Genomic DNA, 17,166 nt, shown 5'->3' with positions numbered 1-17,166 from the left:
GGGGTTGGGGTGGGCGCCCCACCCCGGGCCCCCCCCGCCCCACCCCCGGCCGTACGCCCCCCGGGGCTCCGCCGTGGTGATCGGCGGGTCAGCCGAAGGTACCGCCGAAGAAGTTGGTACCGCCGTTGTTGTTCCCGCCGTTGTTGTTTCCGTTGCCGAAGTTCACCGTGGTGAGGGTGATCGTCGTGTTGCCGGGATTGTCCTCGCCGGTGTTGGCCGACGGGTCCTGGTTGGTGACGATCGCGTTGTCGCTGGAGTCGCCGTTGAACTGGATGTTGGTGAACCCGGCCGCCTGGAGCGCCTGCTTGGCCTGCTTGACGGTCTGACCGATGACGCCCGGTACGGGCGTCTGCTGCTGCGCCTTGCCGATCTGGATGTTCACCGTGGAGTTCTTGTCGACCTGCGTGCCCTTCTGGGGGTCGGTCGAGACGACCTTGCCGACCAGATTGGGGTCCGAGGTGTCGACCTCGGTGCAGTTGCCGGTCAGGTTGTTGGCCGTCATCTGTGACTTGGCCTGGTCACAGGTCTGGCCGGTGACGTCGGGGACCGTGGACTTCTCCTGGGCCTTGGCGACCGTGAGGGTGATCGTGGAGCCCTTCTGGACCTCCGCGCCGAGGGCCGGGTTCTGTTCCAGGACGGTGCCCGGGTCCTCTCCGGAAACCTGCTGCTTCGTCTTGACGACGAAGTTGTACTTGTCGCCCTCGAGCGTGGTCTTGGCGTCGTCGATGTTCTGGCCGACGACGCTCGGCACGACCACCTTCGGCGCGCCCGTGGAGACCACGAGGTTGACCGTGGAGTCCTTCTTGACGTCGGTCTTGTAGGCCGGGTCCTGCTTGCAGATGCTGCCCTTGGGCTGGTCGGCGCAGGTGCTCTGGGTGAAGGCCAGCTTCAGGCCGATGTTGTCGGCCATCTGGGTGGCCGTCGCCTTGGTCTGCCCGACGAAATTCGGCGTGCTGACCGTGTCGTTCCCGCTGCCGCCCCCGCTGACCACCCACTTGCCGATCAGCACCGAGCCGACCAGCACCAGGATGCCCGCGACCACGAGGAGGATCGTGGAGGTGTTGTTCTTCTTCTGCTGTCGGCGGCGGTCCGGGCGTTCGTCGTAGCCGTAGCCGCCGTCGTCCGGGTTCATCGGGGGGAGCATGGTGGTGGCGCCGGCGTCGGAGCGCAGGGCCGTGGTCGGCATGTCGTCCGGGTAGCCGCCGTAGCCGACGGAGCCCATGGCCGCGGTGGCCGCGACCGGCTGGCCGTCGAGGCAGGCCTCGATGTCGGCGCGCATCTCGTCGGCCGACTGGTACCGGTAGTTCGGGTCCTTGACCAGGGCCTTGAGGACGATCGCGTCCATCTCGGGGGTGATCTCGGGGTCGAAGACCGACGGGGGCTGGGGTTCCTCGCGGACGTGCTGGTAGGCGACCGCGACGGGGCTGTCGCCCACGAAGGGCGGGCGGACCGTCAGCAGCTCGTAGAGGAGGCAACCCGTCGAGTAGAGGTCCGAGCGGGCGTCGACCTGCTCGCCCTTCGCCTGCTCCGGGGAGAGGTACTGGGCGGTGCCGATGACGGCCGCCGTCTGGGTCATGGTCATGCCGGCGTCGCCCATGGCGCGGGCGATGCCGAAGTCCATGACCTTGACCTGGCCGTTGCGCGTGAGCATGACGTTCGCCGGCTTGATGTCCCGGTGGACGATGCCGCTGCGGTGGGCGTACTCCAGACCCTGGAGGATGCCGATGGTCATCTCCATGGCGCGCTCGGGCAGGAGCTTGCGGCCGGAGTGCAGGAGTTCGCGCAGCGTCGAGCCGTCCACGTACTCCATGACGATGTACGGGATCGAGACCCCGTCGATGTAGTCCTCGCCCGTGTCGTAGACCGCGACGATCGCGGGATGGTTGAGCGAGGCGGCCGACTGGGCCTCCCGGCGGAACCGGGCCTGGAAGGACGGGTCGCGCGCGAGGTCCGCGCGCAGCGTCTTCACCGCCACCGTGCGGCCGAGCCGCGTGTCATGCGCGAGGTAGACCTCCGCCATGCCACCACGGCCGAGCACGTGGCCCAGCTCGTACCGGCCGCCGAGGCGACGCGGCTCTTCCATAGTTCCCTACCAGCCCTCTCCGTCGGTCCCGACCGGCACGGGTGTGCGGTCGGAGGCTGCCGTCCGGGCCTACCGTACCCGGCTGTGTTTGTGTGACCTGGCCAAGCCCGTAACCCGATACAGGACCGGTATCGCAACGTGCACCGATGTGAGGGGAACGTGAGCGGGGTCACTTCTTGGAGTTGATGACCGCCTCCATCACGCTCTTCGCGATCGGGGCCGCGAGGCCGCCGCCGGAGATGTCGTCACGGTTGGCCTGGTCGTCCTCGATCACCACGGCGACCGCGACGGGCTTGCTGCCGTCGGGGAGCTTGGCGTACGAGATGAACCAGGCGTAGGGGTTCGCGCTGTTCTCCACGCCGTGCTGGGCGGTACCGGTCTTGCCGCCGACGGTGACGCCGTTGATCTGCGCGTTCTTGCCGGTGCCGTCCTTGACGACCGTCTCCATCATGGACTGCAGGATCTGGGCGTTGGAGGAGGACAGCGGCTGGCTCATCTCCTCGGGGTCGGTCTGGGAGATGGTGTCCAGGTTCGACGACTGCAGCTTGTCGATCATGTACGGCTTCATCAGCTTGCCGTCGTTGGCGACCGCCGAGGCGACCATGGCCATCTGGAGCGGGGTCGCGGCGGTGTTGTACTGGCCGATCGAGGAGAGCGCGGTCTGCGACTGGTTCATGTTGTCGGAGAAGACCGAGGCGCTGGAGCGGACCGGGGTGAACTGCTCGGAGTCGAAGCCGAACTTCTTGGCCTCGGCGAGCATCTTGTCGTTGCCGAGGTCGGCGCCGATCTTGCCGAAGACGGTGTTGCAGGAGTAGCGCAGCGCGATCCGCATGGTCGCGTTCTTGCAGGGGATGCTGCCCTCGTTCTTCAGCTCGGTGGTGGTGCCGGGCATGACGTAGGGCAGGGGGGAGTCCGTGGCCTGGTCGGCCGACTTGTACAGCCCGTTCTCCAGGGCGGCCGCGGCGGTGACGACCTTGAAGGTGGAGCCCGGCGGGTAGGTCTCGCGCAGCGCCCGGTTCAGCATCGGGTCGTTCGGGTTGTATTTCTTCTGCAGCTTCTTCCAGGCCTCGGCGTCGGTGTCCGAGGTGCCGGCGAAGGCGGAGGGGTCGTACGACGGGTACGAGGCGAGGGCCAGGATCTTGCCCGTGGAGGGCTCCAGGGCGACGACCGCGCCCTTGCCGCCCTGTGCCTTGAGGCCGTTGTAGGCGGCCTTCTGCGCGGCCGCGCTGAGGGTGGTGACGACGTTGCCGCCCTGCTTCTGCTTGCCCGTGATCATGTCGAGGGTGTTGCGGAAGAAGAGCCGGTCGTCGTTGCCGGTGAGGATGCCGTCCTCGAGGCTCTCCAGCTGGTTGGCGCCGAAGGCCTGGGAGGCGTAGCCGGTGACCGGCGACCACATGGGGCCGTTCTTGTAGGTGCGCTTGTACTTCAGGTCGTTGAGACCGGAGGAGCCGGACGCCGTGGAGCCGGTGATCGGGTTGCCGTCGACGATGATGTCGCCGCGCGGGGTGGAGTAGCGGGCGATGGTGACGCGGCGGTTGGCGGGGTCCTCGCGGAGGGTGTCGGCCTTGACGTACTGGAGCCAGTTGTCGCGCAGCAGCAGGGCGAGGACCAGGAGGCCGCAGAAGATCGCGATCCGGCGCAGGGGCTTGTTCATGAGGGACGGACCACCTGGGTCATCTCGGCGTCGGGGTTGCTGGCGGGGGCCGGGGCCGGGCGCCGGGCGGTGTCGCTGATGCGGATGAGCACGCCGATGAGCGCCCAGTTGGCGATCACGGAGGAGCCGCCGTACGCGAGGAACGGCATCGTCATACCGGTCAGCGGGATGAGGCCCATCACACCGCCGGCGACGACGAACACCTGGAGGGCGAAGGCGCCGGAGAGGCCGACGGCGAGCAGCTTGCCGAACGGGTCGCGGGCGGCGAGGGCGGTGCGCACACCGCGCTCCACGATCAGGCCGTAGACGAGCAGGATGGCCATGATGCCGGCCAGGCCCAGCTCCTCGCCGAAGGTCGCGAGGATGAAGTCGGAGTTGGCGGCGAAGCGGATCAGCTCGGAGTGGCCCTGGCCCCAGCCGGTGCCGAGGGTGCCGCCGGAACCGAAGGCCCACAGGGCCTGCATGGCCTGCTCGGAGTGGAGGATTCCGTCGTTGCTTCCGTTGCGGCTGAGCGTGTACTCGCGCATCGGGTTGAGCCAGGCCTGGACACGGGTCTGCACGTGCGGCTCGAAGCTGGCCACGCCGACCGCGCCGGCCGCCGACATCAGCAGACCGAAGACGATCCAGCTGGTCCGCTCGGTGGCGACGTACAGCATGATGACGAACATCCCGAAGAACAGCAGCGACGTACCGAGGTCGGTCTCGAAGACCAGGATGAGGATCGAGAGCATCCAGACGACGATGATCGGGCCGAGGTCACGGCCGCGCGGCAGGTACAGGCCCATGAAGCGGCGGCTGGCGAGCGCGAGCGCGTCGCGCTTGACCATCAGGTAGCCGGCGAAGAAGATCGCGAGGACGATCTTGGCGAACTCGCCGGGCTGGATGGTGAAGCTGCCGACCTTGATCCAGATCTTGGCACCGTAGGTGAGGTCCGCGCCGAGGCCCGGCACGAGGGGGAGCAGCAGCAGGACCAGCGCGCCGGCCATCGAGATGTACGTGTAGCGCTGCAGGACGCGGTGGTCCTTGAGGAAGACCAGCGCGGCGACGAACAGGGCGATGCCCATCGCGGTGTAGATCAGCTGGTTGGTCGCCTTGCCGCCGGCCACGCCGATCTGCTGCAGCAGCTTGGACTGGTCAAGGCGCCAGATGGCGACCAGGCCGAGGCCGTTGAGCAGGGTGGCCAGCGGCAGCAGCAGCGGGTCCGCGTAGGGGGCGAACTTGCGGACGGCGAGGTGGGCGACGCCGGCCAGCAGGCCGAGGCCGAGGCCGTAGCTCAGCAGTCCGGCGGGGACCTTGTCGTTGATGGCCAGGCCCACGTTGGCGTAGGCGAACACCGGGATGGCGACGGCGAACACCAGGAGCGCGAGCTCGGTGTTGCGCCGGCTCGGGGTGCCGATGGAGCCGATCGTGGACGTGTGGTTCGTCGACGTGTTGGTAGTACTGCTCATCGTGTGACGGGGCCTCTCACGGCTTGCCTACTGCTTACCGCACAGCGAGACGACCTTCTGCTCATCCTCCGAGAGGGTGGGGCCGGGGCTGGGGGTCGCTGAGGGGGACGGGGACGGTGACGCCGTGGCGGACGCCGACTTCGAAGGGCTAGGCGAGGCCTTGGACGTGAGAGAGGTCTTGGTGGTTCCCGTGGTGCCTCCGGCCGCGCCCTGGCCGGTCTTGGAGCTGGTCCTGGACTCGGCGGCGGCGCGCTCCGACTCCTTCTTGCAGGCGGAGGCCTGCACGGCCAGTTCCTGGACCTTGGACTGGGCGTCCTTGAGACCGCCCTCGGCGATGGTGGCCTTGACCTGCTTCTGCTGGTAGGGCGGCAGGTACTTGAGTTCGATCTCGGGGTGGTCGGTCTCCACCTTCGACAGCGACACCCAGGCCAGGTCCTGGCTGATGCCCTGGTACAGCGCGACGTGCTCGCCGTTGGCACCGACGTAGTACTGGGTCTGCGTCCAGCGGTAGCCGCCGTACAGACCCCCGCCGATGACGGCGAGGGCGAGCACGCTGTAGAAGGATCTCTTCAGCCACTTGCGCCCGCTGCGGGGTTTGACGAAGTCGTCGTCGGTGTAGTCGCCGAAGCTCCCGGCCGGGACGTAGCCGGTGGTGTCTCCGGAGCCGGGGGGGCCGAACTCGCCGCCGCCGCCGTGCCGGGGGCCCTGGCGGCCGAGGTTGGCGGCGCGGCCGGCCGGGGTCTGCATGAAGCCGTTGTCGTGCAGGTGGTTCTGGTTCTCGGCGACGGCGCCGACCACGACGGGGGTGTCGGAGAGCTGGCCCGCGAGGGTGTCGCCGGTGTCCAGGTCGAGGACGTCGGCGATGATGACCGTGATGTTGTCGGGGCCGCCGCCGCGCAGTGCGAGCTGGATCAGCTCCTGCACGGTCTCCTGGGGCCCCTGGTAGCTGGCGAGGGTCTCCTCCAGGGTCTGGTGGGAGACGACGCCGGAGAGCCCGTCGGAGCAGATCAGGTAGCGGTCGCCGGCGCGCACCTCGCGGATCGACAGATCCGGTTCGACGTGGTCGCCGCTGCCCAGCGCGCGCATGAGCAGGGAGCGCTGCGGGTGGGTGGTGGCTTCCTCTTCGGTGATCCGGCCCTCGTCGACGAGCCGCTGCACCCAGGTGTGGTCCTGGGTGATCTGGGTGAGCACGCCGTCACGGAGCAGGTAGGCGCGGGAGTCGCCGACGTGGACGAGGCCGAGCCGCTGCCCGGTCCACAGCAGGGCGGTGAGGGTGGTCCCCATGCCTTCGAGCTGCGGGTCCTCCTCCACCATGGCGCGCAGCTGGTCGTTGGCGCGCTGCACGGCGTGGCCGAGGGAGGTGAGGATGTCGGAGCCGGGTACGTCGTCGTCGAGCGTGACCAGGGTGGAGATCACCTCGGAGGAGGCGACCTCGCCGGCGGCCTGGCCGCCCATGCCGTCGGCGATGGCGAGCAGGCGGGGACCGGCGTAACCGGAGTCCTCGTTGCCCTCCCGGATCATGCCTTTGTGCGATCCGGCGGCGAAGCGCAGTGACAGACTCATGCGCACCTCGCCCGTCGGCTCCGGGTACATCCGCACGGTGCCCACCCTCCGGTCGGGAGCGCGCCGGGGACCGGCGTCCGGTCCGCCGCTGCGTGCTCGCTCCGCTCGCGCCTATCCATGATGTAGCACTACTTCCGCAGCTCGATGACGGTTTTGCCGATGCGGATCGGCGCGCCCAGCGGGATCGGCGTGGGGGTCGTCAGCCGGGACCGGTCCAGGTAGGTGCCGTTGGTCGAGCCGAGGTCCTCGACGATCCACTGGCCGTCGCGGTCCGGGTAGATCCTGGCATGACGGCTGGAGGCGTAGTCGTCGTCCAGCACGATGGTGGAGTCGTGGGCGCGGCCCAGGGTGATGGTCTGGCCCTGGAGGGCGACGGTCGTCCCGGTCAGGGTGCCCTCGCTCACGACCAGCTTGGTGGGGGCGTTGCGGCGGCGCCCGCCTGCGGCGGGCTGCTGGCCGCGCTGCTGCGGGGGCGCGGCCTGCTGCCGGGCGGCGGGCTGCTGCCGGCGTCCTTCTTCCCTACGGGATCCGCGCTGGGTGACGCGCGTACCGAACAGGTCGCTGCGGATGACCTGCACGGCCACGATCACGAACAGCCACAGTACGGCCAGGAAACCCAGCCGCATGACCGTGAGGGTCAGCTCTGACATTGCCCCCGCTTCACCCTTCGGCTTGCCGGTAAATGATGGTGGTGCTGCCCACGACGATCCGCGAGCCGTCGCGGAGCGTAGCGCGGGTGGTGTGCTGCCCGTCCACCACGATGCCGTTGGTGGACCCGAGATCCTGGATCGTCGAGGGCGTTCCGGTCCGGATCTCACAGTGCCGGCGGGAGACGCCGGGGTCGTCGATCCGCACGTCGGCCTCGGTGCTGCGGCCCAGCACCAGCGTCGCGCGGGAGATCTGGTGGCGGGCGCCGTTGATCTCGATCCAGTAGCGGGTGCGGGAGCCGGGCGCGGAGGCGCCGACGGGGCCCGAGGGCGGCCGCTGGGCGGTCGGCTGGGCCGGTTGAGGGTAGCCGTAGCCGCCGGGGCGGGCGCCGGGCGGCGGGGCGCTCGGCATCGGCGGGGCGGCGCTCTGCTGCGGGTGGCCGTAGCCGCCGGGGCGCTGCGGGGCACCGCCGGCGGGGGCGCGCTCGGGGCCCTGCTGGTTGCTGGAGGAGGCGAGCGTGCGGCTGCGCACCCGGTACAGGCCGGTGTCGAGGTCGTCGGCCTTCTCCAGGTTGACCTTGATCGGTCCCATGAAGGTGTAGCGCTGCTGCTTGGCGTAGTCGCGGACCATTCCGGCGAGCTCGTCGCCGAGCTGCCCGGAGTAGGGGCTGAGCCGCTCGAAGTCGGGTGCGCTCAGCTCCACGATGAAGTCGTTGGGTACGACGGTCCGGTCCCGGTTCCAGATGGTCGCGTTGTTGTCGCACTCGCGCTGCAGCGCGCCGGCGATCTCCACGGGCTGGACCTCGGACTTGAACACCTTCGCGAAGGTGCCGTTGACCAGACCTTCGAGACGCTGCTCGAACTTCTTCAGGACTCCCACAGGGCACCTCCTCTGTCGCCTTGCCCGTACTGCCTGCCGTTGCCGTTACCGCTCACTGATCGTATCTACGCGCCCGGCAATCAGCCGGTTCCCCGAGCGGCCCCCCTTCGAACTCCTCGGGGCGCTTCTCCCGTGCGGGATCGGCGCTCCTTCTGCCATGGATCGTAGAGGTGGGCCATGACCAGTGTCCCGCACCTGACTGTGGACCCGATCCGTCTCCTGGACAGATGGGCTCGACCGGTACGAGGTTGATACGTGTTGGCCGACTGCTCGGTACGTGATCGTCGGGTGAGCGCTGCCCCGGAACAAGGGATGTGAACCCACCCCGTCCCACGTGCTAGTGTTCTCGATGTCGGAAGGCGCCGCCCCAGGAAGGACAAGGGGGCGAAGCCGGAAGGCACACCCAATGCGCGGGTGGCGGAATAGGCAGACGCGCTGGATTCAGGTTCCAGTGCCCGCAAGGGCGTGGGGGTTCAACTCCCCCCTCGCGCACAGAGAGATACCGACGAAACGGGTCTCTGCCAGTGACGGAAGTCACGGCAGGGGCCCGTTTCTCGTTGCAGGTCTCGTCTGGCGGCTGTGAGGCATCGCACAGCCTTGTCAGGACATGCCAAGGCCCCAGCTCGTGAGCTATCTCACGGGTGGGGCCTGTCTTTGGTGCGTTGCAGCGCCGGGGTCGGATTGATCTATGCCGCCGGTGTCAGGTGACCGGTCGGGGTCCAGCTCCGCGGCTCCTTTTTCGGACGGCGGTGGTGGGTGCGTCGGCGGGGGCGCGGCCACGGCCCCGGTTGGTTCCGCTGACGAGGGCGGTGCTGGTGCACAGGTCCACGGAAGGCTCCTGGCGCAGGTTGTGGCGTTGGGGGATGGGTGGGTGCCGGTCAGGTGGGCAGCTGGTTGAGCTTGCGGATCTGCCGGTCGAAGGCCCGGGAGGGGACGAGGCGGCGCAGGGTGCTGACGCGTCCGGCGGTCGGCCCGGCGGGGTAGCGCAGCTTCGGCTTCGGGTCGGTTGCCGCGGCGACGATCGCCTTGGCGACGGTGGCGGGATCGTCGCCGTTCTTCATCGCCGCGCCCATCACGCGCTCGAAGACCTGCCGCTGTTGCTCGTAGACCGGCAGAGGCATGGCGGGTTTCGGGGAGTTGTCCTCGAACGCGGTCCTGGTCACGGCGGGCTCGATGAGCAGTACGCGGACGCCGTGCTGGCGGACCTCGTGGTCCATGGACTCGGAGTAGCCCTCGACCGCGTGCTTGGACGCGGCGTAGGCGGCCATGTACGGGGCAGGGACGAACCCGAGCACGGACGAGATGTTGATGATCCGGCCGCGGCCTTGGGCGCGCATGTGCGGCAGGACGGCCTTGGTCATGCGGATCAGTCCGAAGACGTTGATGTCGAACAGCTGCTGGTCCTGGGCAAGGGAGCGTTCCTCGCCGGCGCCGGCGGAGCCGATGCCGGCGTTGTTGACCAGGACGTCGATCCGCCCGAACTTCTCGATCACGCGGTCGACCGCGTCGGCGACCGACGTGTCGCTGGCCACGTCGAGGTCGAGGAACGTCACGCCGTCGCGGCGGGCATCCCCGGAGGCTTTGCGGCTCGTTCCGACGACCTCGAATCCTGCGTCGACGAGCGCGAGCGCGGCCGCCTTGCCGATGCCTGACGATGCTCCGGTCACGAGTGCTACCGGCCGGTTCGTGGTCATGCTGGGGCCTCCTGAGCAATTGGATTATGACCGTAATGCAATTACTCTAGGATGGGAGTCGGCAGGCGGCAAGCCTGCCTCCCGGCCGGAGCGACGAGGAGGAGTGCGTGGCGCGCTACACGAAAGACCACAAGCAGGCGACGCGGCAGCGGATCATCGAAGCGGCCGGCCGCCGGTTCAAGAAGGACGGCATCGACGGTTCCGGAGTCTCAACGCTGATGGCGGACGCGGGGCTGACCAACGGCGCCTTCTACGCCCACTTCGCCTCCAAGGAGGACCTCGTCGCGAACGCCGTCGCCGACCAGCTGGGCATGCAGAACGCCGGCCTTGAAACGCTGGCGCACGGCCGCGCCGGGCTCGAACAGTTCGTCCGCGCGTACCTGTCCCCCGGACATCGCGACGACCCCGAGAACGGCTGCCCCACCGCCGCCCTGCTCGACGAGATCGGACGCTGCACGGACGCGACCAAGCAGGCGTTCACCGACGGCCTGCTGACCGTCATCGACGACATCGCAGCCCGTCTGGCACCCGACAACCCGCCCTCGGCACGCGCGCAGGCGCTCAGCGTCTTCGCCATGATGGTCGGGACGCTGCAGCTCTCCCGCGCCCTGGCCGACCCCAAGCTCGCAGACGACGTCCTCGACCAGAGCGTCCACAACGCCCTCGCGCTGCTCGACGCCTCACCTGTGCGGTAGCCCGCTCTTCGCCACGATGAGGTGGGCGTCGTAGCCGAAGAGGTGCTTCCTCTTGAGCGAGGTCTTCTTCTTGCCCGGAGACGCCTTGGCATCGCCCCCTTTGGCGGGCGGCGGAGGCGGGCGCATGGAGTCGGGCACCGATAGATCCTCGACGACACCGTCGCACTGCTGACCGCCCCGCTTTCGGCACGCCGTCATGGGTCAGGTCATGGAGCGGGCGGTACTCGAGCGGTGCCTGCAGCGGTCTTCCGTGCCAGGGGCGGCCTGACCGAACACGTTCAAACGGATGGAGGATCAAGGGCAACGCAAGACCCCCTCTTTGTGGTGCCGGTGCCAGACTGCGCGCCAGAGCATCTGATCTTTTGGGGGAATGGTGGGCTCGTCACGCTTCGTCGCCTTGGCCGCGAGCACGCTGGTCGTCGTGAGCGCTCCGGCCGGGGTGCCGGCCGCTGCGGCGGACACCGGGCAGCCCGGGACGTTGTACGTGCAGGACGTCGACTGGTGCAGCGACACGGGCCCGGGCACGCAGGACGTGCCGTTCTGCTCGGTGCAGGCCGCCGCCGGCGTGGTAGTGCCGGGCCAGACGGTCGACATCGTCGGCCCCCCGCGCTACGGCGGGAGGGTGACCATCACCCGGTCCGGCACTTCCGCCGCGCCGATCACCTTCCAAGGCGTCACCTCCGACCCCATCGGCACCCCGGCCGCCGAAATCCTGCCGCCGCCCCTGGGCGGAACGATCACCCTGTCGGGCGTGCACGATGTCCGCGTCTCCTACCTCCTGCTGGACCACAGCACGACCGACGCCGTTGACGTCAAGGGCTCGCAGGACGTGGTGCTCGACCGTCTGCACATCGCCCAGCAGGGCCCCCAGGACGCGACCGCGGCCACCGACGGGATCTCCGTCGACGGCGCCTCGTCGGACGTCACCGTCTCCCGCAGCCGGATCTACGACAGCCACGGGAACGCCGTCCAGGTCGCGTCCGGCGCGCACGACGTCACCGTGACGACCAACGAGCTCGAAGGCAGCAGGTACGCCGAGATCGCGGTCAGCGGCACCGCCACCGCGGATCTGACGGGCAACACACTCGACGACGCATGCGGGCCGGCCCTCACCATCGACGGCGGCTCCTCCGCCACGGTGGAGAACAACGTCTTCACGGGCGCCGGGCACGGCACCGTCTGTCTCGCCCCGACGGCCCCCGTGTTCTCCGCCGCCGCCGACTCGGCGGCCTCCGTGACCGCCGACTACAACGCCTTCGCGCCCGGCAACGGCCGGACCGAGTACTCCTGGGGCGGCACCGGCTACACCACGGCCGCCGCCTTCACCGCGGCCACCGGCCAGGGCGCCCACGACCTCGACCACGTCGGCTACGCACACCCGGACGCCACGGACGAGAACTCCCCGGTGATCGACTCGGCCGACGCCGATGCGCCAGGCGAACCGGCCACCGACGTGAACGGCGCGCCCCGGGTCGACGACCCCCTCGTCGCGGACACCGGCACCGGCGCCCACGCGACGTACGACCGCGGGGCCTTCGAGCGGCAGGACACCCTCTCCGCGCTCGGCGGGGCCACGCCGTCCAGCGGTGTCGGCCCGCTCAACGTGTCGGTGACGCCGGGCAGCGCGAAGCCCGGCTCCTGGGGTCTGCCGCTGACGTACACGGTGGACTTCGGCGACGGCAGCCCGGCCGTCACGGGCGCCTCCGGGACCGTCACGCACACGTACACCACCCCCGGCGTCTACGCGGAGAAGGTCACCGTCACCGACGCCAACGGGTCCAGCGCGACCCGGACGGTGAAGGTCACCGTCGGTACGGCGACGCCCCCGGCCACGTCCTTGGCCGTGAGCCCGGAGATCGCCCAGGGCACCGTCGACGCGGGAACCGCCTCCCTGACGCTCGACCACTCGGACAACTGGGAGCTCGCCTCACGCACGATCTCCTGGGGCGACGGCTCATCCAGCAGCGTGCCCGTCACCGCGGGAGCCTCGGGGCATGACTACGAGCCGTTCCGCAGCTACACGCTGGCGCTGACGCAGACCGACATCTTCGGGCGCAGCGCCACCGCCACCGCCACCTTCCGGCCGGCCGACTCCTACACGCCGCTGACGCGGCCGGAGTACGACTACCAGGGCACTGTCAAGGCCCATGGCCTCCTCGACCTCACCAGCAGCACCCTGCACACCGATTCGAACGGCATCGACGCCGCCGCCCTGAGGGTCACGGTCACCGGCGGCACCGCGGGCGGTTATCTGACCCTCTATCCGTACGGCACGGCACGGCCGGCCGTCTCAGCTCTGAACTTCGCCGCACACCAGACCACCGAGAACGGCATGACGGTCAGGACAAGCCCCTCCGGGGACGTGTACCTCTACAACGGCAGCGCAGCCTCCATCAGCGTGAAGGTCATCACCGCCGGGATCTTCAGCCACGCCCAGTACGGACACACCTACGTGCCCGTCACCCCCGTCCGCATGCTCGACACACGGAACGGCACGGGCGGCGTCACCAGCCCGGTGACAACCGGGAAGTCGATCACAGTCAGAGTCGCCGGGACCCACGGCATCCCGGCGGACGCGGCGGCCGTCGTCCTCGACATCCAGACGACGAGCGCCCAGGCGTCCGGGTCGCTCACCGTCACCTCGCACGGCATCGCGGACTCGGCCGTCACCACGTCCTACTGGACCAAGGGGCAGACGGTGTCGAACACGACCGTCGTGCCGCTCGCCGACGGCAAGGTCGTGCTGCACAACAACAGCAGCGGCTCCGTGCAGATGGTCACCGACGTCTTCGGCTACGTCGACGCGACAGGCACCGGTTCGGTCTACCTGCCGTCCACGCCCACCCGGATCCTCGACACCCGGAACGGCACCGGCACCGGTGGCCGCATCGCCAAGCTCGGGGCGCACCAGACGCTGAAGTTCAGGTTCAGCGGCATCCACGGCATCCCGTCGTCCGGCGCCACGGCCGCCGACCTGGTGCTGACCGCCGTCAGCCCCGCCACCGGCGGCTACCTGACAGCCTGGGCCGACGGAACCACCCGGCCGGGTACAGCGAGCGTGGACTACGGCACCGGGCGGACGACACCGAACGAGATCATGCCCCCGGTCGGCTCGGACGGGTACGTCGACATCTACAACGGCGGCTCGGCGGCCGTGAACGTCCTCGCTGACCAGTACGGCGCGTACGTGGCCCGGTGATGCCGCTACCGCCGACGGGTCGCCTTGCTGCTGGATTACTCGTTGGATGTACGCATCTCGGCGTCGTAGTTGTCGAGTGTCCACGGCAGTGGCCCGCGTGATGTCGCCGGATTGGCGAAGGACCGCCCGGCCGGGGCGGACCGAACATTGAAGGCTCATCCAGCTCCGTACCCAGGAGAGTCTCACTACCCACTTCCGCAGCAGTCCCTGGCCGTGATCCAGGCCTGTACCCACCTGCGCCGTGGGAATCGATCACGATCGACGTGCCGTCGACCACCACCTACACCTACGACACCGCTATCGACCCCCGCGGACTCGCCACGTCGATGACCGACTCCGTAGCCGGCACCTTCGGCGCGCTACGACGCCGATGGCGAACTGAACAAGCAGACCCTGCCCGGCGGCTACACCATGGTCGAGGACCAGGACCCCGACGGCACCGCCAGCAGTCGCACCTACACCCGTGACAGCGACGGCACCGTCCTGCTCTCCGACAGCATCACCGCCACCGTCCACGGGCAGTGGGCCACCCACACCGGCACCCCCGGGGTCACCGCCTCCCAGGTCTACGCCTATGACCAGGCCGGACGCCTGACCCAGGCGCAGGACACGACGCCGGACGCGATCTGCACCACCCGCACCTACACGTTCGACAAGAACACCAACCGCAAGAGCCTGGCCACCTCCGCCGCCGACGTCGGTCAGGACTGCACCACCAGCGGAGCCACCACCACGTCCAACTCCTACGACACCGCCGACCGGCTCGTGAACAGCGCCTACACCTACGACGCCTTCGGCCGTACCACCGCCCTGCCCGGCTCGGCCATCAGCTACTACACCAACGACCTCGTCCAGCAGCAGACCGCCGGAAACCAGCGCCAGACCTGGACCCTGGACTCAGCACTGCGGCGTCGCGGTTACACCACCGAGAGCAACGCCTCCGGCAGTTGGACACAGACCGCGTCCAAGCTCAACCACTACGACTCCGACAGCGACAACCCCCGCTGGACCGTCGAAGACACGGCCACCGGAGCGTTGACCCGCAGTGTCGACGGCCTCGACGGCAACCTCTCCGCCACCACCAGCAAGACCGGCGACACCGTCCTTCAGCTGGCCGACCTGCACGGCGACACCGCCCTGCAACTGCCCACCGACACCTCGGTCGCACCCACGGTTCTCGACTTCGACGAGTACGGAAACCCCCGCACCGGCCAGAACGCCACCCGCTACGGATGGCTCGGCGGCAGACAGCGGTCCAGCGAGACCGTCACCGGCCTCACCCTCATGGGCGTGCGCCTCTACAACCCCGCCACCGGACGATTCCTGTCCGTCGACCCTGTCCCCGGCGGCAGCGCCAACGCCTACGACTACTGCAACGGTGACCCGATCAACCACTACGACCTCGACGGAAAGTGGTGGCACTGGCACCGTTACTATCGGCAAGCGCACCGTCGGCTCAGTAACTGGGGGAGACGTCACCGCGTGGTGCGCGTCACCTATTACGCTTTCCGGAGCTGGGGCGGCCGCGTGTCGCGCAATCACTACGTCAGACAGTGCGCATGGTGGGGCGGCGCCGGAGCTGGGCCGGTCATCGCGTATGGCTTCTGGTCCGGGCCGGTCGACTGGGGCTTGGCCGGGGTCACCGGCGGCTTCGGCTGCGCGGCCGGAATGGGCAGTTACCGATGGGGATGAAAAGGGTGGCACACATGCGCTCACCGGAGCGTGAACCCGACCGTGTCGGGTCCGTCATCGCTGCCGTCGCGGGCGTGAGCAGCATCTATGTGGCTCACCTCGTGATGCCGAAAGTGTCGCTCGGCATCCTGGTCGTCCCCGGAATTCTCCTCGGGGCAGCCATCGCGATAGTGGTGCGCAGGCCGAAGAGAACCCGATAGCGGACCGGCACCGGCCGCGGCTGGGTGCACAAGCCTTCTTCGGGAGACCCGGCAACCCGGCTGAGCGGCGAGTTCCGTCGGTGCCCCACAGGCAGGCAGAGGCGAAGGCCCACCGTGGAAACGGTGGGCCTTTTCGCGTCGCCGGCCGTGGCCCATGTCCCGCGGTGCCCTCTCGTGCCCGCCACGGCGGGCACGAGGGGGCAGGTCAGTGATCAGGCCGGGGAGCCGCTCCGGGTGGCCCGGTCTATCCAGGCCGACGTGCCCAGGCAGCACACCGCGATGACGCACAGCACCAGCGGTACCGAGCGCGCTCCGGCCCACTGGATCATCGCCCCCAGAGCCGGGCCCGCGGCGACGCCGCCCAGCATGGAGGCGGCGATCACATGGGCGCCGGCGCTGCGGGCGAGGGGCACGGTGCGGGTGAGCCAGGGCAGGCCGGTGGGGAAGATCGGGGCGATGAACAGGCCGACGCCCGCGTACATGAACGGGGCGACGGCGGGGACGGAGGCGGCGGCCAGGCACACCGCCATTCCCGCGCAGCTGACCTTCACGATGACGTGTTCCGGCAGGCGCAGGGTGAGGGGCACCACCAGGAAGCGGCCCACCGTCATCATCAGCCAGAAGACGGAGGTGGCGGAGGCGGCGAAGGCCGAGCCGTAGCCGACGGTCTCCAGGTGGGTGGGTTCCCAGCCGCCGACGCCCGCCTCCACACCCACGTGCAGCACATAGAGGACGACGAACGCGGTCATGACCAGCCAGGCCCGGGTACGGGCCGACGCGGGGGCGGTGCCCTGTGCCTGGTCGGCCGGTGCCTCGGGGTGCGGGCTGGTGTCGCCGACGCCGCGCAGGAACAGCAGGAGCAGCGCCGACACCACTCCGCAGCCGGCGAAGACGACGCTGTAGTGGTCCGCGCCCAGGACACCGATCAGCGCGGGGCCGGCGACCGCGCCGATGCCGAAGAACGCGTTGAGGACGTTGAGCATCGCGGTGGAGCGGTCGCCGAAGCCGACGGCGAACAGCTGGTTGAGGCCGTAGTCGATGCCGCCGAAGCCGAGCCCCGCAAAGAACGCGGCGACCAGCGCCAGCGGCCAGGTCGGGGCCAGCGCGAAGCCCGCCGAGCCGAGCGCCATGAGGGCGTAGGAGACGCCCAGCAGGGTGCGGTTGCCGACGTGTGCGTGCACCCGGTTGAAGAGCAGCACCCCGCCCACCCCGCCGATGAAGTGGGCGGTCAGGCCGACCCCGGCGGCGGCTGGGGACAGGCCGAACTCGGTGCGCAGCGCCGGGATCGAGGGGCCGTAGAAGGACTGCAGTGAGCCGATCAGGGCGAAGCCCACGCAGGAGGCGACGAGGGCGGGGGTGCTGAACATCCGGACCCGCCCGCTGGCGACCGGGGCGGGCGGGCGCGCGTGCC

At 69.5% G+C, this 17,166-nt stretch carries 11 protein-coding genes, 1 tRNA gene and 1 pseudogene; 4 read left to right on the top strand and 9 right to left on the bottom strand.

Features of this window, described 5'->3' with window-relative positions; genetic code table 11:
- Positions 1–88: 88 nt before the first annotated feature.
- The 6 genes from pknB to AB0M11_RS25555 form a co-directional block, all read right to left on the bottom strand.
- Positions 89–2,083 (bottom strand): Stk1 family PASTA domain-containing Ser/Thr kinase, encoded by a 1,995-nt coding sequence (pknB, locus tag AB0M11_RS25580; protein ID WP_365709282.1) that lies wholly within the window; start codon positions 2,081–2,083, stop codon positions 89–91.
- A gap of 169 nt (positions 2,084–2,252) precedes the next feature.
- The gene (locus AB0M11_RS25575; RefSeq protein WP_365709280.1) at positions 2,253–3,737 is read right to left on the bottom strand and encodes a penicillin-binding protein 2; all 1,485 of its coding nucleotides are present in this window, start codon (positions 3,735–3,737) and stop codon (positions 2,253–2,255) included.
- Positions 3,734–5,185 (bottom strand): FtsW/RodA/SpoVE family cell cycle protein, encoded by a 1,452-nt coding sequence (locus AB0M11_RS25570; protein ID WP_365709278.1) that lies wholly within the window; start codon positions 5,183–5,185, stop codon positions 3,734–3,736. Before AB0M11_RS25570 ends, AB0M11_RS25575 begins: the two co-directional genes overlap by 4 nt.
- A gap of 27 nt (positions 5,186–5,212) precedes the next feature.
- Entirely contained in the window at positions 5,213–6,748 is a 1,536-nt protein-coding gene (locus AB0M11_RS25565) for a Stp1/IreP family PP2C-type Ser/Thr phosphatase (protein WP_365709275.1), read from the bottom strand.
- Positions 6,749–6,876: 128 nt separating this feature from the next.
- The gene (locus tag AB0M11_RS25560; RefSeq protein WP_234542294.1) at positions 6,877–7,398 is read right to left on the bottom strand and encodes an FHA domain-containing protein; all 522 of its coding nucleotides are present in this window, start codon (positions 7,396–7,398) and stop codon (positions 6,877–6,879) included.
- 10 nt (positions 7,399–7,408) lie between these two features.
- Positions 7,409–8,275, bottom strand: a complete 867-nt coding sequence (locus AB0M11_RS25555) for a DUF3662 and FHA domain-containing protein (protein WP_365709273.1) — start codon at positions 8,273–8,275, stop codon at positions 7,409–7,411.
- Between the two features lie 408 nt (positions 8,276–8,683).
- On the opposite strand from AB0M11_RS25555, the gene AB0M11_RS25550 reads away from it, so the two are divergent.
- Positions 8,684–8,767 (top strand) — tRNA-Leu (locus tag AB0M11_RS25550).
- Positions 8,768–9,153: 386 nt separating this feature from the next.
- Here AB0M11_RS25550 and AB0M11_RS25545 read toward each other — a convergent pair.
- A complete protein-coding gene (locus tag AB0M11_RS25545; RefSeq protein ID WP_365709271.1) occupies positions 9,154–9,969 on the bottom strand; it encodes an oxidoreductase in 816 nt (271 codons plus the stop codon).
- Between the two features lie 107 nt (positions 9,970–10,076).
- Here AB0M11_RS25545 and AB0M11_RS25540 point away from each other — a divergent pair, with 107 nt between their 5' ends.
- Positions 10,077–10,664, top strand: coding sequence for a TetR/AcrR family transcriptional regulator (locus tag AB0M11_RS25540; protein ID WP_365709269.1), 588 nt, complete (start codon positions 10,077–10,079; stop codon positions 10,662–10,664).
- On the opposite strand, the gene AB0M11_RS25535 is transcribed toward AB0M11_RS25540, so the two are convergent.
- Positions 10,650–10,862, bottom strand: a complete 213-nt coding sequence (locus AB0M11_RS25535) for a hypothetical protein (protein WP_365709267.1) — start codon at positions 10,860–10,862, stop codon at positions 10,650–10,652. The two genes, AB0M11_RS25540 and AB0M11_RS25535, sit on opposite strands and share 15 nt — an antisense overlap.
- Positions 10,863–11,061: 199 nt before the next feature.
- Here AB0M11_RS25535 and AB0M11_RS25530 point away from each other — a divergent pair, with 199 nt between their 5' ends.
- Both AB0M11_RS25530 and AB0M11_RS25525 read left to right on the top strand, forming a co-directional pair.
- Entirely contained in the window at positions 11,062–13,863 is a 2,802-nt protein-coding gene (locus AB0M11_RS25530) for a PKD domain-containing protein (protein WP_365709265.1), read from the top strand.
- A gap of 254 nt (positions 13,864–14,117) precedes the next feature.
- Positions 14,118–15,276, top strand: a pseudogene (locus AB0M11_RS25525) (RHS repeat-associated core domain-containing protein); the annotation flags it as partial.
- Positions 15,277–15,967: 691 nt separating this feature from the next.
- Here AB0M11_RS25525 and AB0M11_RS25520 read toward each other — a convergent pair.
- Positions 15,968–17,122 (bottom strand): MFS transporter, encoded by a 1,155-nt coding sequence (locus AB0M11_RS25520; protein ID WP_365709286.1) that lies wholly within the window; start codon positions 17,120–17,122, stop codon positions 15,968–15,970.
- Between the last annotated feature and the right edge of the window lie 44 nt (positions 17,123–17,166).

Origin of the sequence: Streptomyces sp. NPDC051987 (genome assembly GCF_040680735.1) — a bacterium.
Taxonomy (GTDB): Bacteria; Actinomycetota; Actinomycetes; order Streptomycetales; family Streptomycetaceae; genus Streptomyces.
The sequence above is the reverse complement of the archived record's forward strand: the minus strand, read 5'-3'. Positions and strand labels throughout refer to the sequence as shown.

Excerpts from the sequence above, each read along its gene's own strand:
- AB0M11_RS25560 (WP_234542294.1), bottom strand. The coding sequence starts at position 7,398 with ATGTCAGAGCTGACCCTCACGGTCATGCGGCTGGGTTTCCTGGCCGTA.
- AB0M11_RS25535 (WP_365709267.1), bottom strand. The coding sequence starts at position 10,862 with ATGACGGCGTGCCGAAAGCGGGGCGGTCAGCAGTGCGACGGTGTCGTC.
- AB0M11_RS25565 (WP_365709275.1), bottom strand. The coding sequence starts at position 6,748 with ATGAGTCTGTCACTGCGCTTCGCCGCCGGATCGCACAAAGGCATGATC.
- AB0M11_RS25545 (WP_365709271.1), bottom strand. The coding sequence starts at position 9,969 with ATGACCACGAACCGGCCGGTAGCACTCGTGACCGGAGCATCGTCAGGC.
- pknB (WP_365709282.1), bottom strand. The coding sequence starts at position 2,083 with ATGGAAGAGCCGCGTCGCCTCGGCGGCCGGTACGAGCTGGGCCACGTG.
- AB0M11_RS25575 (WP_365709280.1), bottom strand. The coding sequence starts at position 3,737 with ATGAACAAGCCCCTGCGCCGGATCGCGATCTTCTGCGGCCTCCTGGTC.
- AB0M11_RS25520 (WP_365709286.1), bottom strand. The coding sequence starts at position 17,122 with ATGTTCAGCACCCCCGCCCTCGTCGCCTCCTGCGTGGGCTTCGCCCTG.
- AB0M11_RS25570 (WP_365709278.1), bottom strand. The coding sequence starts at position 5,185 with ATGAGCAGTACTACCAACACGTCGACGAACCACACGTCCACGATCGGC.